Genomic DNA, 22,940 nt, shown 5'->3' on the forward strand with positions numbered 1-22,940 from the left:
CAGATGACCTGGCAGGGCAGGCCCGACCCGGCCGTTGCGCGGTGGTGGGACAGCATCACCGATCTGGTGGTGGAACGCACTCGCAATGTCGCGGCGGCGCCCGAGGCCGTCGATGCCCCTGCCACACCCGCTCCGACCGACCCATCGACCTGTGCATCCACATTCGGGGTCACCCGCCTGGTCGACGTCGACGAGTCCGAGCGCGGCCGCGTCCTGGACGCCCTGCGTGCCGCGGCCGAACGCAGCGGAGCGTTGCGGGCGTTGGTAGAGCCGACACTGCCGGGTTCACGCAATGGTGGCGACATCCTGGTCCATCTGCGGTTTGCGAACGAAGCTGACTGGGAGAAGAGCGATTTCGACGAGGCGCTGACGGACCCGGCGATCTCGCGCGTCAATGGAGTGACCTACCAGGGAGCTCCGATCCGCCGCAGCAGTGGCACCGTGTACCGCGCACTTCTGCTGCGTGTACCCCCCGAGGTGGAGGCCGAGACCATCGCAGCATTCGAGAGTGAACTGTCGATGATGCCCCGATACGTCCCCACCATCACCGCGTGGCAGCTCAGCAGGGTCGAGCAGACCATCGGCACCAGCGAATGGACCCACGTCTTCGAACAGGAATTCACCGACGTCGACGGACTGATGGGCCCCTACCTCATGCATCCGATCCACTGGGCGGTGGTCGACCGCTGGTTCGATCCCGAGACCACCGACATCATCGTCCGCGACCGGGTATGCCACAGCTTCTGTGAGCGACCCAGCCCCGTGCTCTCCTGAGCCGCTTGCCTAGTTCAGAGTGGGCGGCGGTTGTGGTTGGAAGGGTTGGTACCACCACCAGTCTGCGCGTTCCCCGGTCGGTCCGCGGTAGGGCGGGACGTCGGGTGGCCGCGAAGTTGGCGGGCGGGCCAGTGATCCGCCGCGCAGTGTGCGGCCGCGGTCATCGGTCACGACGAGCTTGTGAGCGGTACCGCTGATGGTGATGCCGCCCCGGTGATGCAGGCGGTGATGATAAGGGCACACCAGCACAAGGTTGTCGAGTTCGGTGGGACCGCCGTCTTCCCAGTGCCGGACGTGATGGGCATGTAGGCCGCGGGTGGCCCCACACCCGGGAACGACGCAGCAGCGGTCGCGATGCTCCAATGCCCGACGCAGGCGTCGACTGATGGTCCGTGTCGTACGGCCCACGCCTATCGGCTGGCCATGCCGTTCTAACCACACCTCGCATGTTGCATCGCAGAGCAGGTATTGGCGCTCCTCATCGGTCAGCAGGGGACCCAGATGCAGTGAGGCGAATGGCTTGTCGGCATTCGCATGCACGATGACGTTGGTGTGCTGCCCGTGCGGGCGGCGGGCCACGCCGGAGTCCCAGCCGGCCTCGACCAGGCTCATGAACGCGTCGGCGTTGGTCGGGAACGGCGGGGCCTGAACCGAGGCCGCCGCACCGGTGTCCTCGTCGATGTCGTGGTCATGTTTCCAGTCGGCGACCAGCGCATCCCGGTGCGATGCATGGGCGGCTTCGAACTTCGCCGCCTCCACTCGTGGTAACACGATCTTGTAGGTGGTGTACCCGTCACCCTCGATTCGAGTGAACGACCGCTGCGGTTCGGGTTTCGGTTCGGGTTCGGGACGTGGTTCGAGCTTGACCGCGGTACGCAGTTGGCTGACTGTCGCGCTGGCCGCGAGTTCGGCGTAGTGCGCATCGGATCCGTCGGCGGCTTTCTCGGCGATGACCCCGACCTGATCCAGCGACAGCCGGCCCTCGCGCATCCCTTGCACGCAGCGGGGGAACTCCTCGAGCCGACGCGCGACGGCGACGATGGTCTCGGCGTTGCGTGGGGTCACCCCAGCTTTCCAGGCCACCACTGCCGGAATCGAGCGGGCGCCGGTGGCGCCGCACAGCTCGTCGCGTTCCAGTTCGGCGACAATCTCCACCAAGCGCGCATCGATCGCGTTGCGTTGACCGCACAGCTCGGCCACCTCGTCGAACAACACCTCCAGGCGCTCACCGGGCGACACCCGGGCGTCCAAAGAGGTTGCTGCCGAAGACATGACACCATCATCGCACCGACCACCGACAGGAATTGAGGGCCGACTCAAACCCCCGCGGGCAGGATGTTCGGATTCGCCGCGGCCGGCGGCTGCAACGGCGGCAGTACCGTGGAACCGTCGAGTGAGTGCACCGGAAGTTGTTGTGACCACGGATAGTGCAGGCTGAACGCCACCAGACCGGTCCGCTCCGCGGCGGGCAGGTGACACATCGCCAGTACCGTTTCGGCCAGGTATTCGACCGGTTCGGTCGGAAAGCTGTCCGGAATCAGCGACGCCGCACCAGGCGTACGCACGGCCGTCGACGGTCCGACGCAGTTCACTGCGATGTCGGCATCCAGCAGTTCGGCGGCCACCCCCTGGGTGAACCGATGCAGTGCGGCCTTGCACGACGCATAGATCACGTCACCCGCCGTCTTGTTGTAGTCCCGGTACGGCCGCACCGGGGCCACTCCGGTCACCGAACCGATGTTGACGATCCAGCCTCCGCCGTGCGCCCGCATATGGGGCACAGCGGCTTTCGTCAACGCGAACGGGGTCTTCAGGTAGTGCTCCACGGTACGGTCGAAGGTTTCGACCGGCATGTCCTCGACGACCGAATAGTCGGCATAGCCGGCGTTGTTGACCAGGATGTCCAACCGACCCGTGCGTTCGATGACGGCCTCGATCAATCCGTCGCGCGCAGTGGCATCTTCGAGATCGGCAGCCACTCCGAAGGCCGAACCGCCGGCGTCTTCAATGAGAGCGATGGTCTCCTCGATCGTTCCCGGGATCGCCTCGGTGACACCAGCGCGCGTGGACGGGGTCGGAGTGTGGGACCGTGCGGTCACCGCGACCGTGGCGCCTTCCGCCGCCAACCTCTGAGCGATTGCGCGCCCGATGCCGCGACTACTGCCGGTCACCAACGCTGTTCTTCCGGAAAGTATCTGACTCATCGGAGGACGAAATCCTCTTCGATTGGGGCTCGGTGTTGCTGCCAGATATCCACCAGTCGGAACGGTGTGGCCACCACAACCCGGCCCGACCCTGAGCGGTAGTAGGTGTGAGCGTTGGGCGTATGGCACCAGACCGTGCGCTGCATCGCCTCGTCTATCCCTGCGACGTACTCGTCGTATGCACGTTGGGTGACCTCCATCGTCGACGCCCCGCGCAAAGCCATCAGTTGCAGGCACTCCACGATGTAATGCGCCAACACTTCCATCGAGAAATTGGCGCCTGCACCATGGCCCGGGCTGTAGTTCGGCGCCGAGGTGATGAACAGATTCGGGAACCCCGCGACGGCACCTCCTCGATAGGCACGCGGGCTGTCGCCCCATTCCTGGACCAGAGTCTTGCCGTCGCGGCCGCGAATATCGATGGTGGACAGGAAATCCAAGTGGTAACCGGTGGCGTAGATGATGACATCGAGGTCAATCTGACGGCCGTCGGCGGTGACAATGCCGCTCTCGTTGACCCGAGCGGGTTCACTGGCTTCGACGTCGACGTGGTCGCGGGTCAACGCGGCGTAGTAGCCCCCTGGGTCGCGGATGATCCGCTTGCCGTACGGGGCGAAATCCGGCGTCACCTTCCGCGCCAGTTCTGTTCCGGCACCGAACATCCGGTCGATGTAGCCCAGGCACATCTGCAGAAGCACATCGTTGACTGGTGAAATCGACAGGTGCGTCTTGGACCATTCGGGGTCCTGCAGGATGATGGGGTAGTTGTTGTCGGCGGTACCCCAGTACGACTTGAGCCGGTGCCACATCGAATAGAACGGCAATACACGCCCCAGATAGCGACGGTGTTCGGGCACCTCGTCGGAAGGCCGCTTTCGGGGGGCAACCCAGTGCGGTTGGCGTTGGAAGACGGTCAGGTTCTCGACCTCGTCGACGCAGGCGTCGACAATCTGCACCGCAGTGCAACCGGCACCGATCACCGCGATCTTCTTACCCGTCAGATCCAGTGACGGGTCCCATTGCGCCGAGTGGATACTTGTTCCAGCGAAGGTATCTGAACCTTTGATCTCCGGGAATCGGGGACGGTTCAAGTAGCCGGCTGCGGTGACGACGACAGTGGCATGGTCGATGCTCTGGGTGCCATCGGCAGAGCGGGAGTGGATCTCCCACTGCGCCCGCTCCTCGTCCCACCACAAGGCTTCGACCTCGGTGCCGAACCGGATGTGGCGGCGCAGATCGTGCTTGTCGGCCAGCGAAACAAGGTAGGCCTGGTATTCCGCGCCCTGCGGGTAGTAGTTCGACCAGTCCGGGTTCACCTCGCGCGACAGGGAGTAGTACGCCGAGGGAGTATCCACGCCGATGCCCGGGTAGGTGGTGGTCAGCCAGGTGCCGCCGACTTCGTCGTTGCGGTCGAAGATCTCGAACTGCACGCCCTCCTCCGCAGCGGCCAGCGCGACCGCGATACCTGCAATACCGGCACCGATGATCGCCACGTTCGTGGAAGAGGGAATCGGCGTGGTTCGCGGCAACGTCGGATGAGATGGGCGGAATCCGCCTTGCTCCAACAGCAGGTCGACGTGTTCGTCGTCGACGGGACCGCCCAGCGCAATCGGCAGCAGACGGGCGAAGAACTCGCGATCGTCTACCGGCAGCGCACCAGCCGGTCGCGGCCGACCGAGCGCGGCAATGATTTCGTCCGCCAGCATCTCGGCCGTCTGGGGATCGGTCGATCCGGCCCGCTCGGGCGGATCGGGAACGTGATCGATCTTGGATGCATACCGATCGATGACCGCCGGATCACCCGTCATCTGCGCCAACACCGCGACCAGGACACCAGGGTCCGCCTCCAGGAGATGGGCGCGCAAGACCTCAGGGTCCGGGGCGCGATCCGCGAGCGGCGAGGATTCAGTGGTAGCGGTCATGGTTTCGAGTATCGAAGGGTGGACGCCCCCGCCGCGCCCTCCCTGTCTACTGAGCGGGAGACGAACCACCGCGGCCGCCGGCAGCGTGCCTACTCTGCCGACCATGCATTCCGACGACCTTGCCGCCGTCATGGCCCGGGCTCGCAGCCACAGCCTCGCAGATATCCCCCGCCGGTCGGCGCGTAAGCAACCTGACAAGACAGCCATCATCGACGGCGACGTCGTCTTGAGTTTCGCCGAGTTCGATCATCTGGTGGACCGCGCCGCGGCCGCGTTGCACGAGAACGGGTTACTTCCCGGTGACCGAGTGGCGTTGTTGTCGCGCAACTGCTGGCAGTACGCGGTGTTGGCCTTCGCCACCGCCCGCGCCGGCGTGGTGCTGGTGCCGATCAATTTCATGCTGATGCCAGAGGAGATCTCGTACATCCTCGGCCACAGCCAGGCCGCCGGGTTCATCGTCGAGGCCGACCTGATCCCGGTGGCCGAACAGGCCATGTCCCTCGGGACGGCAGTTCGGACGAAGGCAGCACTCGTACCCTCCGGCCAGTCCCGTCCAGGCGACTGGCCTGATTTCGCCGAATGGCTCACCACCACCGCGGACGTTCCCGATTGCCGGATCGACGACGATCAGCTGCTGCGGGTCATGTACACCAGCGGCACCGAATCCCGGCCCAAGGGCGTGATGCACAGCAGCCGCAGCTTGATGTGGCAGTACATCAGCACCATCGTGGCCGGCTCGATGTCCGGCGACGACGTCGAAATCCACTCCCTGCCGCTGTATCACTGCGCGCAGTTGGACAACTTCCTGGCTACCGACATCTACCTGGGTGCCACCAGCATCATCCTGCCTCGGCCGGATCCGGAGCTGGTGCTGCGGACGATCGAGCGCCACGGCGTCACCAATTACTTTGCGCCACCGACAGTGTGGATCAGCCTGCTGCGGAGTCCGGTGTTCGACGAGGTAGACCTGTCCAGCCTGCGCAAGGGGTATTACGGCGCCTCGCCGATGCCCACCGAGATCCTGCACGAGATGCGCAGGCGTCTGCCCAATCTGCGCCTGTGGAACTTCTACGGCCAGACCGAGATGGCCCCACTGGCCTGCGCCCTGGGTCCTGCCGAGCAGGATGCCCACGCGGGGGCGGCCGGCCGGCCCGTGGTCAACGTCGAAACGGTGATCCTCGACGACAACGACGTGCCGGTTACGCCCGGCACCGTCGGTGAAATCGCCCACCGCAGCCCGCATCTGATGCTGGGCTACCTCGACGATGAGGACAAGACGGCCCAGGCCTTCGCCGGCGGCTGGTTCCATTCCGGCGACCTTGGCTTCTATGACGAGCACGGCCTGCTACACGTGGTCGACCGCAAGAAGGACATGATCAAAACCGGCGGCGAGAATGTCGCCAGTCGCGAGGTCGAAGAAGTTCTATACCGCCACAGCGGGATTGAAGAGGCCGCAGTCTTCGGGGTGGCGCACCCGATCTGGGTGGAAGCCGTCGTCGCCGCGGTGGTGACTCGCGCCGGTACCACCGTGACCGAAGACGAGGTGCTACGTCACTGCCGTGACCATCTCGCCGGGTTCAAGACCCCCAAACAGATCTTCTTTGTCGATTCCCTCCCCAAGAACCCCAGCGGCAAACTGCTCAAACGCGATCTGCGACAGCGGTTCAGCCTCGAATCCACCAGCAACTGAAGGAACACACTGTGCAACCCGAATCTCAGGCCAACACCTCTCGAACTGGACGCATCGCGCGCTTCGACGAGCCCGGCAAACCATTTCAGATCGAAACGGTCACCCTGCCTGACGTCGGGCCGGGGGAAATTCTGATCAAGGTCCTGCGGACGAACATCTGCGGTTCAGATGTCCATGCCTGGCATGGCACGTTCGCCACCCGCGGATTGGGGGGACAGCTACCCACCGTCTTGGGTCACGAGATGGTCGGTGCCATCGAGGTGCTAGGAAACGCAGTGACCACCGACTCCAACGGCAAACCGTTGACCGAAGGCACTCGGGTGGTGTTCCCGTACTTCTACTGCTGCCACAGCTGCCGCAACTGCCTCGCCGGGCGACGCAACGCCTGCTTCAACCTGAAAATGGCGATGTTGGGCCGCGCCGACGAGCCACCCTATTTCGTCGGCGGATACGGCGACTATTACCTACTCCCTGCCGGTGCAGTCGTCTACACCGTTCCCGACACTCTGAGCGACGACATCGCTGCGGGCGCGAACTGCGCGCTGTCACAGGTCATGTATGGACTTGAACGCGTCGACCTGCAGCTCGGTGAGCACGTCGTGGTTCAGGGAGCCGGCGCACTCGGTCTCTACGCGGTGGCCGTGGCCAAGGCGCGCGGGGCAGCCAACGTGATCGCCATCGACGGCGTGCCCGAAAGGCTGGAACTGGCAACCGCATTCGGGGCCGACGCGGTGATCGACCTCAACGAGGTCGCCACGCCCAAGGACCGTGCCAAAGCAGTACGCAAGTTGACCGACGGCCAGGGCGCCGACGTGGTGGTCGAGGTTGTCGGACACCCGTCGGCCATCGACGAGGGTCTCCAGATGCTCGCCCAGTTCGGCCGCTACGTAGAGATCGGCAACATCAACATCGGCAAGACCTTCGCGTTCGACCCGTCACGGTTCGTCTTCACCAACAAGACAATGGTCGGAGTCTCCCTGTATGACCCGGCAGTCCTGTCCCGCGCCTTGACATTCCTCGACCGCCATCAACACCACCTGCCGTTCGAGCGACTCGCCGCGGCCTCGTACTCACTCGACGACATCAACGAAGCGTTCAGCGCAGCTGACGGCAAGCGCGACGTCCGCGCCAGCATCGCACCATAAACAAAGAGGATGACAGTGCCCACTTTCGAACACGACAGACTGTTCATCGACGGCAGCTGGACCACCCCCTCCGGGAGCGGCCGCGGTGACGTTGTCGAAGTCGTCGATCCCGCGACCGAAGCCGTGATCGGCCACGTACCCAACGGCGACGCCGCCGATGTCGACGCCGCGGTGGCCGCGGCCCGGCGGGCGTTCGACCCGCTCATCACCGTTACCGAACGCCGGGATCGGGTGCAGCGGGTCATCGCCGCTATGGAGAAGCGCCTACCCGACATCGCCGATCTCATCACCGCCGAGATGGGTGCCCCCGTGCGCATCGCGCAGACGGTACAGACGCAGGTGCCGCTGGCAGTGGCCAAGGGCTTCGCCGATGTGCTGGAGACCTTCGAGTTCGAAGAGCGCATCGGCAATTCGCTGGTCCTGAGGGAGCCCTACGGCGTCGTCGGCGCCATCACGCCGTGGAATTACCCGCTCTACCAGGTGGTCGCCAAGGTGCTACCGGCCATCGCCGCGGGATGTCCCGTCGTCCTCAAACCCAGTAACGAAGCCCCTCTTTCGGTGTTCGCCTTCGTCGAAGCCTGCGAAGAGGCGGGCCTGCCACCGGGGACCATCAATCTCGTCTCGGGCCCCGGTCGGGTGATCGGCGAACGTCTCGCCTCGCATCCCGACGTCGACTTCGTCTCGTTCACCGGGTCCACCGGTGTGGGTGCGCGCGTCGGAGAATTGACCGGCCAGTCGATCAAGAAGGTTGCCCTCGAGCTCGGCGGCAAGTCGGCCAATGTGATCCTCGACGGCGCCGATCTGTCCACCGCGGTCAAGGTCGGAGTGGGCAATGCCTTCCTCAACGGCGGGCAGACCTGCATGGCCTGGACCAGGATGCTGGTGCCGCAGAGCCGCTACGACGAAGCGCTGGACCTGATCGAATCCGCCGTCGCCCGCTACACCGTGGGTGATCCGCGCGAACCGGCGACCCGGATCGGACCGTCGGCGTCGCGGTCGCAGTTCGACACCGTTCGTGGTTTCATCGAGCGCGCCCAGCGCGACGGTGCTCGGCTCCTGACCGGCGGCGCGGAGCCGATCCGCGACGTCGGGTACTTCGTGGCACCAACCGTTTTCGCCGATGTGGATCCCGACTCCGAACTCGGCCAGGAAGAAGTGTTCGGTCCCGTGCTCGCGGTGATCCCCTTCACCGACTCCGACGATGCACTGCGCATCGCCAACGGCACCCCCTATGGGCTGTCGGGCGCGGTGTGGGCCGCCACCGACGAAGACGCCATCGCCTTCGCCCGTCAGGTGCAGACCGGCCAGCTCGACATCAACGGCGGCGCCTACAACCCCACCGCCCCGTTCGGCGGGTACAAGAAGTCCGGGATCGGTCGCGAACTGGGGCGGTTCGGCTTCGAGGAATACCTGCAGACGAAGTCCCTTCAGCTCAAGGAGCGTGCGTGACCTCACCGCTCGACGTCCACACCGACGGACCGGTGCAAGTCTGGACGATCAGCCTGCCCGACGTCGGCAATGCCATCACCGGCAAGGACGTCATCGCCGCATTCGAGGACCACGTGGATGCGGTCAACGCCGACAACACCGTCGGTGCGGTCATCCTCACCGGGGCGGGCAAGATCTTCTCGGCAGGCGGCAACGTCAAGGAGATGGCCGACCGCCGGGGCATGTTCGGCTTGGAGGCCATCGACCAGCGACGGGCCTACATCGATGGGATCCAACGGATCCCACGTGCCCTGGGTCGGCTCGAAGTCCCTCTGATCGCTGCAGTCAACGGCGCCGCCATCGGCGCCGGGTGCGATCTGGCGATGATGTGCGACATCAGGATTGCCTCCGAGCGCGCATCCTTCGCCGAGAGCTTCGTGCAGCTCGGCCTCATCCCGGGCGATGGCGGCACCTGGTTCCTGCCGCGCGCCATCGGCTACGCCCGCGCCGCCGAACTGACCTTTACCGGAGAACGGATCGACGCGGCAACGGCGTTGGAGTGGGGACTCGTCAGCCGAGTGGTACCCCACGAAGACCTCCTGAATGAAGCACGGGCACTGGCAGACCGGATCGCAGTCAACCCGCCGCACGCGCTGCGGATGGCCAAGCGCCTGTTGCAGGAATCGACGACCGGATCCCTGGAATCCACGCTCTCCATGGCAGCGGCGATGCAACCGCTGGCCCACCACGACGCCGAGCACCAACGCCGCATCGCGAAGTGGCGGACATCGTGACCGGCGCACACCTGGACCAGTTACGCCGGGAAGTCCGTGGCTTCCTGGCCGACCAGCTGGCCGCCGGTGCATTCAAGCCTTCCGTCGATGCCTGGCTGTGCGGATGGGACGAGAATTTCACCGCATCCCTGGCGAAGCAGGGCTGGCTGGGCATGACCGTTCCCGTGCACTACGGCGGTCATGGCCGCTCGTTTCAGGAACGGTTCGTGGTGACCGAAGAACTGCTGGCCGCGGGCGCCCCGGTTGCCGCCCACTGGATCGCCGATCGCCAGATCGTGCCGTCGCTCCTGAAATACGGTACGGAAGAGCAGAAGTCAGAGTTCCTACCTCGCATCGTGCGTGGTGAGTGTTTCTTCGGAATCGGGATGAGCGAACCGGATTCCGGCTCGGATCTGGCGAGCGTCCGCACCCGTGCGGTACGGGTCGATGGCGGGTGGTCGATCACCGGTACCAAGGTGTGGACCTCGGGGGCGCACCGCGCTCATGCCTTCATCGTGCTGGCCCGCACCGAACCGGTCGATCCGTCGCACCGGCATGCCGGGTTGAGCCAGTTCATCGTCGACCTGCGCGCCCCGGGCGTGCAGGTCCGCCCGATCATCTCGATGAACGGCGGCCATCACTTCAACGAGGTCGTGCTCGACGAGGTGTTTGTTCCCGATGCCATGGTCTTCGGCGAGATCGGCCGCGGCTGGACCCAGGTCACCTCAGAACTGAGCTTCGAGCGGAGCGGACCGGAACGATTCCTGTCGACCTTCCCGCTCCTGACGCGGCATGTCGAACACCTTGCCGCGCAGGGCGAATCACCAGATGAACAGGTGGGGCGTCTGGTGGCGCGAGTCGCCGGACTGCATCACATGTCAACCGCGGTGGCCGGCGCCCTGGAGCGCGGTGAGAATCCCGATGTTCCGGCAGCGGTCGTCAAGGTCCTCGGCACCACGGTCGAAGGCGACATCGCCGACTACGCAGACCGGCAGACCGGAGATGACGTCGCCAGGGACGCTGAGTGGGTGCGTCTGGTCGCCACCGCGGTGGACCAGCGCCCCGGCTTCACGTTGCGCGGCGGAACCAACGAAGTACTGCGCGGTGTCATCGCGCGGGGATTGGGTATGCGATGAACACCGGCGAACTCGCCCCGAGCACGCGGTCCACCGTGGACCCCGATCTGGCGACCATGATCGACAACGTCTTCGGATACCGCCAGACCGCACCCACCGGAGGCTCCGGCGAACGCGTCGAGTACGACCGCGAACTGTGGCAGCGGCTCGACTCCCTCGGACTGGTCCGCCTGACCGGCGCCGAGGAATCCGGTGGCAGCGGTGCGGGTTGGCTCGAGGCTGCCGAGTTGCTCAGGGCCGCAGTCCGTCACGGTGTCCGCATCCCACTGGCCGAACACGACTTACTGGCCTGTTGGCTGTTGGAGACCCTTGGCCGACCCGTCGATGACGCCGTGCGAACGGTGTATGTGGCGCCACGCAGCGGCGAATCCACGACGCCTGTGCCCTGGGCCGCTGACGCGGAACGGGTCGTCGTGCTCTGGCCTGCCGGCGACGAATACCGGCTCACCGAGCTCGACACCGCGGAACTGTCGCTGGCCGTCGGTACCAACCTGATCGGCGAGCCGCGGGACACCATCAGCGTCGATACCGCAGGAGTCACCGGCCATCCGGTGCCCACCGGACTGGTCGACCAGCTCGGCCGCAAATCGGCGATGGTACGGGCGATCCAGGTGTGCGCGGCGCTCGATCGTGCTGTGGCACTGTCCATCGAACACGTGGCGTCACGGGTGCAGTTCGGGCGCCCGCTGGCGAAGTTCCAGGCGATTCAGAACCTGATCTCGGATGCGGCTGCAGAGTCGGCGCTGGCGCGAGCCGCCACCGAGGCTGCGCTGCACATTGCCATCGAAACGGACTGGCAGTCAGCTCAACTGGACTTCCAGATCGCGACCGCGCGATCCTGCTCTGGGCATGCCGCCTCGGTCGTGACCCGCAACGCGCACCAGGTGCACGGCGCGATCGGCACCACCCACGAGCATCGTTTGCACGAGTACACCCGCGCAGCTCTGGCCTGGCGCTCGGAATTCGGCTCGGTGCGCTTCTGGGACGATCAAGTTGCGGCGGCGGCCGTTGCGGCAGGCGGACAACAGCTCTGGTCGTTGATCGCTGGCCCATAGTGGTTCGGTGTTCCGCTGACCGGTCACCGGTGCTGTTACCGGCGCCACATCACGGGTTGACTGCCGGCATGAGCAACCAGATCGCCCTGCCCGACGTCCAAGAGTTCATCTCCGGTTTCTGGTACCACTACGACCAGGGCCACTTCGATGAAGTGGGCGCCCGCCTCGCCGACGAGATGGAGTACCTGAGCCGCTCAGACTCCGGTGCCTGCCCGTTCGAGCACCTGCTGGCTGCAGAACTGCACGGTAAGGCCGAGACCTTGGCCTGGCTCATCGAGCACCGCAACGAGAACCCGTACCCGTGCCGTCATCACGCGACCAACGTGTTCCGGACTGGAGTCGACGGCGCGGTCACCAACGTCCGCTTCTATCTGTTCGTCAACCAGATCACCAACAACGTTCCGTTCGCGGTGTCCAGCGGAGTCGTCGATGCCGGGATCCGGCAGTCGGAAGACGGTCTGGTGTTCACCTCGCTGAATGTCGTGCTCGACGCCGAGGACTCGATCCCGCTCGCCGAGCACACCGCCAAGGCCGCGGCCGCCGGCGCCCAATCCGCGTGAAAGCCCGAGAGGTCTTCGCCGGCGGAGTCGCCGTCATCACGGGTGCCGGCGCCGGGATCGGTGCCGGCCTCGCGCGACATGCCAGCCGGTTGGGTATGACGGTGGTGCTGGTCGACATCAACGCCGACGCCATCGCGGGCCTGAAAGACGAGATTGTGGCCGCCGGCGGGATGGCGACCGACGTGGTGTGCGATGTGCGCGACGCCGATGCCGTGCAGGCACTGGCGGACGACGTCTACCGCGACCTCGGTCCCGTACGCCTGTTGGTGAACAACGCAGGCATCGAGCAGTTCGGATATCTGTGGGACACCCCGGTCGACAACTGGCAACGTGTCGTCGACATCAACATCAGCGGAGTGTTCCACGGCATCAAGGCATTCCTGCCGAAGATGATGGCCACCGACGCACCAGCCTGGGTATGGAACCTGTCCTCGATCGGTGGTGTGGCCGTCGTCCCGTTGCAGGCGCCCTACATCATGAGCAAGCATGCCGTTCTGGCCCTGACCGAATGTCTGCATCTGGAAGTGCAATCCGCCGGCCATGACCACCATGTGCACGTGCAGGCGGTGCTACCAGGTGCCGTGGTGTCCGACATCTTCGAGTCGGCTGGCGGGGTCCAGTCCGGCGATGCCGCTGCGGCCGAAGGACAACGCGCCGCCATGCTCGACATCAAGGCCGAGGCGATGGATCCGCTGGCCGCAGCCGAGGTGGTATTCGAACAGGCCGCCGATGGCCGGTTCTATCTGCTCACCCAACCCGATTACGTCGGCTCGGCGATGGCCGAGCGGGCCCGGGTGTTGAGCAACCAGGACGCTCCCCGGTTACGGACCGAGCGCCGTTTCGACCCGGCACAGACCTGAAATGACCTATCCACCAATGGATCCCGACGCCGCCGCACGAGTTTCTTCGTTCGGCGAGATCGCTCCCATGCGGGCCCGCGGCCTGCCGTCCGTGCGGGCCGGCCTCGAATCCGCACCGCTGCCCGATATGCCGGCCATGGCGGGCATCGAAGACCTGACGGCCACGGGTCCGGGTGGTCCGATACCGCTACGCCTCTATCGGCCCAGCTGCGAGCCCGGGCTGCCGGTGCTCGTGTACCTGCATGGCGGCGGGCTCGTGATGGGTTCCAATCGTTCGTTCGAGCCGCTGGCGCGCGAACTGGCACACGCCAGCGGCGCCGCGGTGGTGGCCGTCGAATACCGGCTCGCACCGGAATCGCCGCCGCCGGCTCAATTCGACGACGCCTACGCGGCCACCGAATGGATCGCCGCGCACTCCGACGAACTGAACCTTGATGCGAGACGGCTGGCGGTCGTCGGCGACAGCGCCGGCGGATCGCTCGCTGCGGCAGTGGCATTGGCGGCCCGCGATCATGGCGGTCCACGAATCTTCGCCCAGGTGTTGCTGTATCCCGGTCTGGATCGCGACATGGGTGCAGCATCGATCACCTCAATGCCCGACGCCCCACTGCTTCGGCATGAGGACATCGTCTACATGCATGAACTGGTCGACCGTGGCGGCTCACCGCGCGATGCGTATCAGGTCCCGGCATATGCGACCGACCTTCGTGGTCTGCCGCCGGCGATCGTCGTGACCGGGGAGTGCGACCCGATCCGCGATTGGGGTGAGCGCTACGCCGGGCGCCTGCGCGATGCCGGCGTACAGACCACCGTCACACGCTATCCCGGTATGTACCACGGCTTTCTGATGCGCTCGGACACCACCGCGCGGGGCCGCTTGGCCTTGGCGGAGATCGGCGCGCTACTCCGGGCGAAGTTCGCGCACCCCTTGGCATTCTGACGCGGATCAGATACCGAGTACCTCGCGCGCCCGGTCTATTTCGTCGGGGTCTGCGGTCGTCGGGACGAGCCTGAGCTCATCGAGCCCTGCTTCCCGTGCGCCGTTGACGGCGGCGAGGAGCCCGAAGGCTCCGCAATTCAACGTCCCTGCGGTCGGGGCGGTGAGGAAGGAGGACTCAGCTCCGGTGAGGTCGACATCCTGGTTCCAGAAATCCTGTACATGCTCGCCGAGCTGGATCTCCGGATCCGGACCGAGCGCGAACCAGACCGGTGCGGAGAAGTGCGGCCGGTCCGTCCTTCCCGCCGCCCGCCAGGCCTCCATGACGCGTTCACGCTGCGCAGCCAACGCGTCGGCATCGAAGTGAAGTGAATGCGCCGGGTCGCTCACCCCGTCAGCCCACTGCGCGGCTCGGGCGAGCGCCTTGGGACCGATCACTCCGGCGACGAGCGGGATGCCCCCAACCTGGACGGGCGCGGGACCCACGGGAAGGTGTCCTTCGACGGGAGGTTCTTGAGCCCACACCCTGCGCATCGCCGCTACGGCCTCGTCCATACGTTGACGCTTCCGGTCGAGCGCACTGCCGACTGCGACGTAGTCCTCGTCCCAGGCCCCGATACCGACCCCGAGCGTCAGGCGCCCACCGGACAGGACATCGATGGTCGCCAGGTCCTTCGCGAACAGGACCGGGTCCCGCATCGGGAGCGCAACGACATCGGTCCAGAGCCGCACGCGCTCGGTCATCGCTGCCGCGGCGGCGAGCTGCGGGACGACCGACCAGCTGTCCGGATAGAGCACCCGTTCGTAGGTCACGAGGCCGTCCCACGGCCCTTCGTCGATCTTGCGATACCACGCAAGCTCGGTCTCGCGCCCGTGAGGGAAGAGGGTCGGAAGACCCATGCTGATGTGCATTTGGGAGTACGTCCCTTTCCAAGGGGTTCTGGCGACCGCCGCGGGGTTATTTGAACAGAATGTCGCGTTAACGCCCTCCAATTGGACCGCTCAGCGGGAGGCGATGATTCTCGACCGAAATGCCGTAGTAGACCGGTGACATGGGCGGCCCGGATTCAGCAGCGAAACCACGCGTCCGGCCGGGAGGACGCAGCGAGCACGTCCGCAAATCTGTGCTGCGCGCTTGCCTGGAACTGTTGACCGAGGGCAAGGTCGAACTCTCTCTTCGAAGGGCGAGCGCTGACACACGAGGAGATCGACTCCCTCGTGACACTGGTCTGCCGCGCAACGGCACCTGCGCGCAGCTGAGCAAACGACCGCTACGTGCCTGGTGGCGTCTTGAATTCGTGTCCCGATCAGCGGTCACCTCCACGTTCGAAATTTCGCAGTGCCTCCAGACTCGAAGGAGCGAGACCGCTGAAAGCCTTTAGGAGACAAGAATGCTGACCGACGAACGGCGCCTTGAGCTGTCCGACATCCTGCGTCCCGCCGCCCCACCGCGCGAGCTCACCGACATCTACACCGAAGACCAGAAGCGCAGACTGCTCGACGTCGCACACACCCAGGGCCCGTGGAAGCTGATCATCGCCCAGCACTTCGCCTCGGCCGACGAGTTGATGGCCACCATGAGCGGCGCCTTCCCCGAGGGTTTCACCCCGTCACTGGACCTGTTCCTCACCCCGACGTTCCGCGGTTACCTGGCCAACTATGGCGCCGTTCTGTACCCCGAGCTGCACGACTGCTTCTACAACGCCGGCTTCATCGAGCAAGCCAAGGGTTACTGGAACGCCGAGTACGCCAAGCCGGAAATGATGCTGTTCAACATCAACGGACCGTGCGCCAACCGCGATCCCGGGCACCTGGACTCCCCCAGCTTCCGCGGCGTGCGCCACGAGAACGCCCCCACCTGGTTGTGCAGCGTGATGGGCAAGTCCGGCCTGTTCACCGACTACCTGATCAAAATGGCTCAGGTGATCACCTGGTTCTCCCTCGACGAAGGTTCGGGCTTCACCTACTGGCCCGAGGGTCCGCTCAAGCCGCCGGCCCGGGTACTGCCGCCGATCAACAACCGCGGTGTCGTCGTGCAGAACGAGATGATGGTGCACCGCGGAGAAGCCAACGGCCCATTGGAGCAACAGGTTCCGGCCGGCCTGGCGTTCGACACCGTGTTCACCGGCGACCCGGCAGACCGCGACCAGTGGCTGCTGAAGAACGGTGAAGATGTCATTGCCCGCCACCACACCGACGAGCTGAGGTTCCTCGTCCACTGGTCTGCCGAGGTGTTCTCCGACTACGAAGAACTCAAGAAGAACATGGACGGTTCGGACGACATCACGATCGAACGCGCCATCGGGATGATGGTCGACGATCTCAAGGTCAAGGGCATCAAGCTCGACGTACCCGGCGAGCCGTTGCATGACCCGGCGTTCATCGGAGCGCTCAATGCCGCCTACGACCTCGGTGGCCCCAGCAGCTACCCGGAGGAGGCTCCGATCTCCGCCTTTCAACTCTCCTGATCTCGAAGGGACATCTGATGGACCGTTTCTCAGATCGTCGTGTCATCGTCACCGGCGCGGGGTCGGGTATCGGCGCGGCCACGGTGGCCCGCCTGCTCGACGAAGCTGCGACGGTCGTCGCCTACGACATCTCGGCCGACGGCCTGGCCGCGACCACAGCAGCCGCCGAAGCTGCCGGCACCGCCAAGCGGCTCACCACGACCGTCCTCGACATCTCCCGCGAGGCGGACGTCATCGCCGCGGTGTCGGCGGCGGTGGCCGAGTTGGGCGGACTTGAGGTTCTGGTCAACGTGGCTGCGATGCAGACCTGTTCGCACACACACGAAACCACTCTGGAGGAGTGGAACCGCACCTTGGCGGTCAACCTCACCGGCACCTTCCTGATGACACGTCAGGCGCTCCCGGCGCTGCTGGAATCGGGACGGGGTGTCGTCGTGAACTTCACGTCCACCGCTGCGACGTTCGCGCACCCCTACATGGCGGCGTATGCAGCCAGTAAGGGCGGAATCCTCAGCTTCACCCACTCACTGGCGCTGGAGTACTCGAAGCAGGGCCTGCGCGCGGTCAACATCCAGCCGGGTGGGGTTTCCACGGCCCTGGCCAACAGCACGCTGGACAAGATGCCGGAGGGATACGACCTGGGCCTCTGGGCCAAGCAGACCCCGCTGTTGCACGGCACCGAAAGCGAAATCCTCGGGGACCCAGGCGCAGTAGCATCGGTCATCGCCATGGTCGCCTCTGATGACGGTGCGTTCATCACCGGCACCGAGATTCGCGTCGACGGCGGCGCGCACGCCTGAGCAGTGGGAGGAATGTGGGCATGGATTCAGTCGCCCTGAGGGTGCTGCGCGATGAGCGAGACATCGAACGGGCGCTGAATCTGTTCGCCCGCGCCATGGACAACCGGGACTGGGCGGCGATGGCCGCGATCCTGGCCGACGATGTCGAAGGAGATTTCGGCACCGGACGCCTGGCGGGAGTCGCCGCGATCGTCGACATGATTCGCGGATTCCTCGACAGATGTGGTCCTACCCAACATCTGTTGGGAAACATCATCATCGATGTCGTCGACGACACCGCCACGAGCAAGGCCTACATCCGCGACGTTCACCTGAACGCGGCCGGCGACCCGTCGACCCGCTTCTACACGCTGGGCGACTACCACGACACCTGGCGGCGGGACAGCGATGGTCGTTGGCGTATCACCGAGCGCATCAAGGCCAACCGTGCGTATGTGGGTCCGCTGGAAATCTTTGGTAACTAGTGCCCGGTCAGCGAGAGCACGGGTGCTCAAACAGCTGAGGCGGACCTAGTGTTGTCATCGTGAGGGCATCTGAGTTGAATGTGGAGACGACGTGCCTGATGACTCCCGAATCAGACTCGGGGACAACAGAACTCACTGCTCGCCGGATGGCCCGTCGCGAGCGGATCGTCAATGCCGCGACGTCACTGGCTCTCCAGGGCTACGACGCATGCCAGATCCGTACAGTCGCCGCGACGGCGGGCATGTCGGCCAGCACTGTGTACCAATACTTCCCATCGAAGGACGACCTGCTGCTCGCATGTTTTTACGAATGGCTGTGGGATTTCGAAACTGAGTATCGTTGCGGCACCAGCGACACGGATCCGTTTCAGCGTCTGCTGCAGGTCTCCCTGGCACTCACCGGCAGGCTCTGCTCGTCACCACAATTTGCCGAAGCCATGATTCGCCCGTACCTCTATGCCGACGGCGCTGCTGCGACCCAGGCCGACCTGGTGCGACGGCAGACCGTTCGGATCTTTGTTCGTGCCGTCGGAGGCGAAAATTCGACAACGAGAGAGATCGGCGCTGCCGAAATCCTCTCCGACGTCTGGATGTCCAATGTCGCAGCATTCGCTCAGCAGCGCATCGCGGTGGCGGAACTGTCAGAACGGATCGCCCGTACCGTCGGCCTCCTGAAGGGGTAGCCGACGGTATCCGGGCTTCACGACATCTCGTCGACGACCCTCAACGCTCCCGAACTCACTGCGTCGACGATGGAAACACCCAAAGCCGAGCAGGCGAGGAACAAACCGTGCCCACCGTCGCCGACCAACTGTGCCGCTGTGCAACGCTCTTCGCAGCGGGCCAGGGCAGTACCGGTCCACTGAACGCTGGTCTGGTTCCAGCTGCTCTTGCGCACCTCGACACCGGCGCCACAGCGCGCGCACGTCACCGGCGTCATCGGCGCGTCGTCGAGACGATTGTCCGGGCGGACAGCCATCTTCACCCCACGGACCCGGAGGTGGCGGCGCGGGCAGCGAGATTGGCTTCGACTTCCCTCATCCAAGCCTCATACGGCCGGGTGGTGTCCAGCTCGAATTCGAAGCGGTCCACCATGTCCGGCGCGACGTCCGCCGCATCGACATAGAACTGCTCATACCAGCGCCGCAGCTGGTACACCGGCCCGTCCTCTTCCACGAGCAGCGGATTGTCGATCCGGGTCTTGTTGCGCCAGATCTCGACGTCCTGCTCGAATCCCATCTTGACGAAGTCGCCGAGTGCGATGGCGGTCTCCATGGCGAGTTCCTCCGGCATGGCAGCATTCTTTTCCACCACGATGCCGTACTGCAGCACAAAAGAATTGGCGTCGATCGGGTAGTGGCAGTTGATCAAGACCGTGCGCTGGTCGAACTCCTGGTAGTGATAGGTCAGATCATCGATCATGAACGACGGGCCATGGTAGGCGGCCAGCGAGGTGGTGCCGAGCAGCTTGGACCCCTCGGGATCGCCGATATCCGGCCGGCCCGCACTCTTCATGTACTGAGTCGCGACTTGGCCTTCGAAAATGTTCTTGAAATGCGTGGGAAGCGAGCCGTGGATGTAGAAGAAATGCGCCATGTCGACGACGTTGTCGATGATCTCGCGGCAGTTTGTGCTGACGACCGTCGTGTACCAGTGCCATTCGGTCCACCCGTCGCTGGTGGCCCCCTCGATGCGCGGAATAGTCACATCCGCCGGCGGCGGCTTGCGCTCGGGGTCATTCCAGACGAACAGCATGCCGTCCTGCTCCATCGTGGGCCAGGCCGCGGTTCTCGCCAATCGGGGGGTGCGCTTGCTGTAGGGCACCATCTTGCAGCGGCCGTCGCCGCCCCAGCGCCAATCGTGGAACGGGCAAGCGATCTCGTTGCCCTTCACCGTCCCCTGCGAGAGGTCCCCGCCCATATGCCGGCAGTACCCGTCGAGCACGTTGATGGCGCCGCCCTCCCCCCGGAACACCACCAGCTTCTGCCCGAAGGCGTTGATCTGGTGAGGCTTTCCATCACCGAATTCGCGGACCATCCCCAGGCAGTGCCAGCCGCGGGCGAATCTGGTGGGTACCGAACCGGCCTCGATCAACCGAATTTCGTCGGTATCTGCGTGCGTCGTCATGGCCCCATTGAACTGCGATGACGCACCGGCGGGAAGGTCAGTGTTCCGCTCAACAGGAGACCAGAATCAACTTTGCCGGTTATCGCCCTATCGTCTTCGGTCGTGACCGCCACCACCCACAAGACCATTCCCGCCGGGCTGCCCGTTGCCGCCACCGACGTAGACCTTCTCGTCGTCGGATCCGGTACCGGCCTCGCCGCCGCCCTGGCAGCCCACGAGCAGGGGTTGTCCGTTCTCGTCGTCGAGAAGTCGTCCTACGTCGGCGGCTCGACGGCCCGATCCGGTGGTGCGCTCTGGTTGCCGTCGAGCCCGGTGATCGAGGACTGCGGCGGCACCGACCCTGTGTCTCGGGCACACACGTACCTGGAATCGGTCGTCGGGGATTCCGCGCCACAGGAGCGTTCCGCCGCATACCTCGACAACCTGCCGGCAACGGTCGAAATGTTGCGCCGAACCACGCCCATGAAGCTGTTCTGGGCCAAGGAGTACTCCGACTATCACCCCGAGGCACCCGGTGGATCGGCGGCAGGGCGCACTTGTGAATGTCGCCCGTTCAACACGGCTGTGCTCGGCGAATACCTGGCCGACCTGCGGCCCGGTGTCATGGAAGTCAAGATTCCGATGCCGACCACAGGTGCCGACTACCGCTGGCTGAACCTGATGAGCCGGGTGCCACGAAAAGGGCTGCCCACCATCGCCAAACGACTTGCCCAGGGCATCGGCGGGCTCGCGCTCGGCAGGCGCTACGCCGCCGGCGGCCAGGCGCTGGCCGCGGGCCTGTTCGCCGGAGCAATTCGTGCCGGGATTCCGATCTGGCTCGACACCTCACTGACCGAGCTGATCACCGACGGAGGCCGAGTCACCGGCGCCGTCGTCGAGCATGGCGACAAGGCGTTCACCGTCACCGCGCGGCGCGGTGTCGTGCTCGCGGCCGGCGGCTTCGATCACCACATGGACATGCGCCACAAGTTCCAATCCGAGTCTCTGGGAAGCAATCTCAGCCTGGGTGCAGAATCCAACACCGGCGACGCCATCCGATTGGGCCAGGATGTCGGTGCCGACATCACTTTGATGGATCAATCCTGGTGGTTTCCCGCCGTCGCTCCACTGCCGGGCGCCGCCCCAGCGGTGATGCTCGCCGAACGATCGCTGCCCGGATCGTTCATCGTCGACCAGGACGGTCATCGGTTTGCGAACGAATCGGCCGACTATATGAGCTTCGGGCAACGCGTCCTGGAGCTCGAAAAAGCCGGTACGCCGGTCGAAGACATGTGGATCGTCTTCGACCAGCAGTACCGCAACAGCTACGTCTTTGCCGCCGAACTGTTTCCACGCATGCCGATCCCACAGACCTGGTACGACGCTGGAATCGCGGTCAAGGCAGACAATTTCACCGAGCTGGCAGCCAAGATGCGGGTGCCGCAAGACAGCTTCTCGGCCACCGTCAGGCGATTCAACGAGAACTCGTTCGCCGGTGAGGATCCCGACTTCGAACGCGGCCGCAGCGCCTACGACCGTTACTACGGCGACCCCACGGTCACCCCGAACCCCAACCTGCGCCCGCTGGTCAAAGGCCCGTTCTACGCGGTAAAGATGGTGCTGAGCGACCTGGGTACGTGCGGCGGTCTGCGAGCCGACGCCCACGCCCACGTGCTTCGCGAGGACGGCACCGTCATCGACGGGCTGTATGCGATCGGCAACACCGCCGCCAACGCCTTCGGCCACACCTATCCCGGTGCCGGGGCAACCATCGCGCAGGGATTGGTCTATGGCTATATCGCAGCACTCGACGCTGCCGGAAGATAACCGGCCCCAAATACCAAAGGACGGAGTCAGTCGGCGTCTTCGGCGTCGGCTTTCCGTTCGATTTCGTACCAGTAGGCGGGATCTGGCCACGGTATCTTCGCGCCTTCACCGACTTTCGGGAATTTGGCTTCGGCTTCGTCGAGATCTTTGATCAGCTGCAGGGTGAGTTCCCGCTCGGACGCGTAGTAGCGATCCGCCCAATCCAGCGCGATCTTGGCATATGCCCACGCAGGGTCGGCTCCGGACCAACGGGCCTCCTTGGCGGCATCTCGTTGCATCCCATCCACGTAGGCAAGATGCTCCTGCAGCATCTGCTTCAGCGTGGCGGGGTCACTCAGGTGACCCATCGTCACCCGCATGAGCGCCGGGTGCTTCAACGACGGCGGATCCGGCGGTGTCTTCCTGGCCCACTGCGTGACGGCATCCAGACCGGATTCGGTGATCTTGTAGAGCCGGCGGTTTCGCGTGCCGGTCCCGTCCACCCGCGAGGTCAGGTAACCCATCTTTTCGAGCTTCTTCAGATCGGAGTAGATCTGGCTGTAAGCCGGACTGCCGTAGTAATAGCGCATGCTCCAGTGCAGCCATTTGCGGATGTCGTAGCCGGAGAGTTCTTGCTCATACGACAGCAACCCGAGCAGCGCCCAGCTGGTGGCGGCGAGCGCCGGCTTGGCTGCCTGCTCGGATTCTTCCATGGTGCAAGGGTAACAATCGAGGTCACGACACTTGTCCGGCCGAACCGCTGACCGGGAGACACCGTTGCCCGCGGTCCATGTCTCGACGAATCTGGTTGA

Annotated in this window: 22 protein-coding genes; 15 read left to right on the forward strand and 7 right to left on the reverse strand. The window is 64.9% G+C overall.

What is annotated here, in order from left to right:
• The first annotated feature begins 177 nt into the window (after window positions 1-177).
• A complete protein-coding gene (locus G6N44_RS29775; protein ID WP_308213882.1) occupies window positions 178-774 on the forward strand; it encodes a Dabb family protein in 597 nt (198 codons plus the stop codon).
• A 9-nt stretch (window positions 775-783) separates the two neighbouring features.
• On the opposite strand, the gene G6N44_RS14485 is transcribed toward G6N44_RS29775, so the two are convergent.
• From G6N44_RS14485 to G6N44_RS14495, 3 genes are read right to left on the reverse strand one after another with little or no spacing between them, the layout of a single operon-like run.
• Window positions 784-2,046: an HNH endonuclease signature motif containing protein gene (locus tag G6N44_RS14485; protein WP_163665061.1), complete on the reverse strand. Its 1,263-nt coding sequence runs from the start codon at window positions 2,044-2,046 to the stop codon at window positions 784-786.
• Between the two features lie 44 nt (window positions 2,047-2,090).
• Window positions 2,091-2,978 carry an SDR family NAD(P)-dependent oxidoreductase gene (locus G6N44_RS14490; RefSeq protein ID WP_163665063.1) on the reverse strand — a complete coding sequence of 296 codons (888 nt, stop codon included), beginning with the start codon at window positions 2,976-2,978 and terminating at the stop codon, window positions 2,091-2,093.
• A complete protein-coding gene (locus tag G6N44_RS14495; protein ID WP_163665065.1) occupies window positions 2,975-4,900 on the reverse strand; it encodes a flavin-containing monooxygenase in 1,926 nt (641 codons plus the stop codon). The genes G6N44_RS14490 and G6N44_RS14495 overlap by 4 nt, the downstream gene beginning before the upstream one ends.
• Before the next feature lie 103 nt (window positions 4,901-5,003).
• Here G6N44_RS14495 and G6N44_RS14500 point away from each other — a divergent pair, with 103 nt between their 5' ends.
• From G6N44_RS14500 to G6N44_RS14540, 9 genes are all read left to right on the forward strand, one after another.
• Window positions 5,004-6,590: an acyl-CoA synthetase gene (locus G6N44_RS14500; RefSeq protein WP_163665067.1), complete on the forward strand. Its 1,587-nt coding sequence runs from the start codon at window positions 5,004-5,006 to the stop codon at window positions 6,588-6,590.
• A gap of 11 nt (window positions 6,591-6,601) precedes the next feature.
• The gene (locus G6N44_RS14505; RefSeq protein ID WP_163665069.1) at window positions 6,602-7,735 is read left to right on the forward strand and encodes a zinc-binding dehydrogenase; all 1,134 of its coding nucleotides are present in this window, start codon (window positions 6,602-6,604) and stop codon (window positions 7,733-7,735) included.
• A gap of 9 nt (window positions 7,736-7,744) precedes the next feature.
• Window positions 7,745-9,184 carry an aldehyde dehydrogenase family protein gene (locus G6N44_RS14510; protein WP_163665071.1) on the forward strand — a complete coding sequence of 480 codons (1,440 nt, stop codon included), beginning with the start codon at window positions 7,745-7,747 and terminating at the stop codon, window positions 9,182-9,184.
• The gene (locus tag G6N44_RS14515) at window positions 9,181-9,957 is read left to right on the forward strand and encodes a crotonase/enoyl-CoA hydratase family protein (RefSeq protein ID WP_163665073.1); all 777 of its coding nucleotides are present in this window, start codon (window positions 9,181-9,183) and stop codon (window positions 9,955-9,957) included. Before G6N44_RS14510 ends, G6N44_RS14515 begins: the two co-directional genes overlap by 4 nt.
• Complete coding sequence (locus G6N44_RS14520) at window positions 9,954-11,072, forward strand: acyl-CoA dehydrogenase family protein (RefSeq protein WP_372508267.1); 1,119 nt, start codon at window positions 9,954-9,956, stop codon at window positions 11,070-11,072. Before G6N44_RS14515 ends, G6N44_RS14520 begins: the two co-directional genes overlap by 4 nt.
• Window positions 11,069-12,127, forward strand: coding sequence for an acyl-CoA dehydrogenase family protein (locus tag G6N44_RS14525; RefSeq protein WP_179964381.1), 1,059 nt, complete (start codon window positions 11,069-11,071; stop codon window positions 12,125-12,127). The genes G6N44_RS14520 and G6N44_RS14525 overlap by 4 nt, the downstream gene beginning before the upstream one ends.
• Window positions 12,128-12,195: 68 nt before the next feature.
• On the forward strand, window positions 12,196-12,687 hold the full coding sequence (locus tag G6N44_RS14530) for a polyketide cyclase (RefSeq protein ID WP_163665077.1): 492 nt from the start codon (window positions 12,196-12,198) through the stop codon (window positions 12,685-12,687).
• Window positions 12,684-13,547, forward strand: coding sequence for an SDR family oxidoreductase (locus tag G6N44_RS14535; RefSeq protein WP_163665079.1), 864 nt, complete (start codon window positions 12,684-12,686; stop codon window positions 13,545-13,547). The genes G6N44_RS14530 and G6N44_RS14535 overlap by 4 nt, the downstream gene beginning before the upstream one ends.
• A 1-nt stretch (window position 13,548) precedes the next feature.
• Window positions 13,549-14,487: an alpha/beta hydrolase gene (locus tag G6N44_RS14540; protein WP_163665081.1), complete on the forward strand. Its 939-nt coding sequence runs from the start codon at window positions 13,549-13,551 to the stop codon at window positions 14,485-14,487.
• A gap of 6 nt (window positions 14,488-14,493) precedes the next feature.
• On the opposite strand, the gene G6N44_RS14545 is transcribed toward G6N44_RS14540, so the two are convergent.
• Window positions 14,494-15,384 (reverse strand): LLM class flavin-dependent oxidoreductase, encoded by an 891-nt coding sequence (locus G6N44_RS14545; RefSeq protein WP_163665083.1) that lies wholly within the window; start codon window positions 15,382-15,384, stop codon window positions 14,494-14,496.
• Between the two features lie 491 nt (window positions 15,385-15,875).
• Between G6N44_RS14545 and G6N44_RS14550 the strand changes: the two genes are divergently transcribed.
• From G6N44_RS14550 to G6N44_RS14565, 4 genes are read left to right on the forward strand one after another with little or no spacing between them, the layout of a single operon-like run.
• Complete coding sequence (locus tag G6N44_RS14550) at window positions 15,876-16,952, forward strand: hypothetical protein (RefSeq protein WP_163665086.1); 1,077 nt, start codon at window positions 15,876-15,878, stop codon at window positions 16,950-16,952.
• Between the two features lie 17 nt (window positions 16,953-16,969).
• On the forward strand, window positions 16,970-17,752 hold the full coding sequence (locus tag G6N44_RS14555; protein ID WP_163665088.1) for an SDR family NAD(P)-dependent oxidoreductase: 783 nt from the start codon (window positions 16,970-16,972) through the stop codon (window positions 17,750-17,752).
• A gap of 20 nt (window positions 17,753-17,772) precedes the next feature.
• Window positions 17,773-18,216, forward strand: coding sequence for a nuclear transport factor 2 family protein (locus tag G6N44_RS14560; RefSeq protein ID WP_179964382.1), 444 nt, complete (start codon window positions 17,773-17,775; stop codon window positions 18,214-18,216).
• 59 nt (window positions 18,217-18,275) lie between these two features.
• Window positions 18,276-18,899 (forward strand): TetR/AcrR family transcriptional regulator, encoded by a 624-nt coding sequence (locus tag G6N44_RS14565; RefSeq protein ID WP_163665090.1) that lies wholly within the window; start codon window positions 18,276-18,278, stop codon window positions 18,897-18,899.
• Between the two features lie 17 nt (window positions 18,900-18,916).
• Here the strand turns inward: G6N44_RS14565 and G6N44_RS14570 are convergent, their stop codons facing one another.
• Window positions 18,917-19,195: a ferredoxin gene (locus tag G6N44_RS14570; RefSeq protein WP_163665092.1), complete on the reverse strand. Its 279-nt coding sequence runs from the start codon at window positions 19,193-19,195 to the stop codon at window positions 18,917-18,919.
• A gap of 2 nt (window positions 19,196-19,197) precedes the next feature.
• A complete protein-coding gene (locus G6N44_RS14575; RefSeq protein ID WP_163665094.1) occupies window positions 19,198-20,343 on the reverse strand; it encodes a 3-ketosteroid-9-alpha-monooxygenase, oxygenase component in 1,146 nt (381 codons plus the stop codon).
• Between the two features lie 102 nt (window positions 20,344-20,445).
• On the opposite strand from G6N44_RS14575, the gene G6N44_RS14580 reads away from it, so the two are divergent.
• Window positions 20,446-22,149, forward strand: coding sequence for a 3-ketosteroid-delta-1-dehydrogenase (locus G6N44_RS14580; protein ID WP_163665103.1), 1,704 nt, complete (start codon window positions 20,446-20,448; stop codon window positions 22,147-22,149).
• A gap of 26 nt (window positions 22,150-22,175) precedes the next feature.
• Here G6N44_RS14580 and G6N44_RS14585 read toward each other — a convergent pair whose 3' ends face one another.
• Entirely contained in the window at window positions 22,176-22,841 is a 666-nt protein-coding gene (locus tag G6N44_RS14585; protein ID WP_064878240.1) for a PadR family transcriptional regulator, read from the reverse strand.
• Window positions 22,842-22,940: the final 99 nt, after the last annotated feature.

The organism is Mycolicibacterium alvei (genome assembly GCF_010727325.1).
GTDB classification, from domain to species: Bacteria; Actinomycetota; Actinomycetes; order Mycobacteriales; family Mycobacteriaceae; genus Mycobacterium; species Mycobacterium alvei.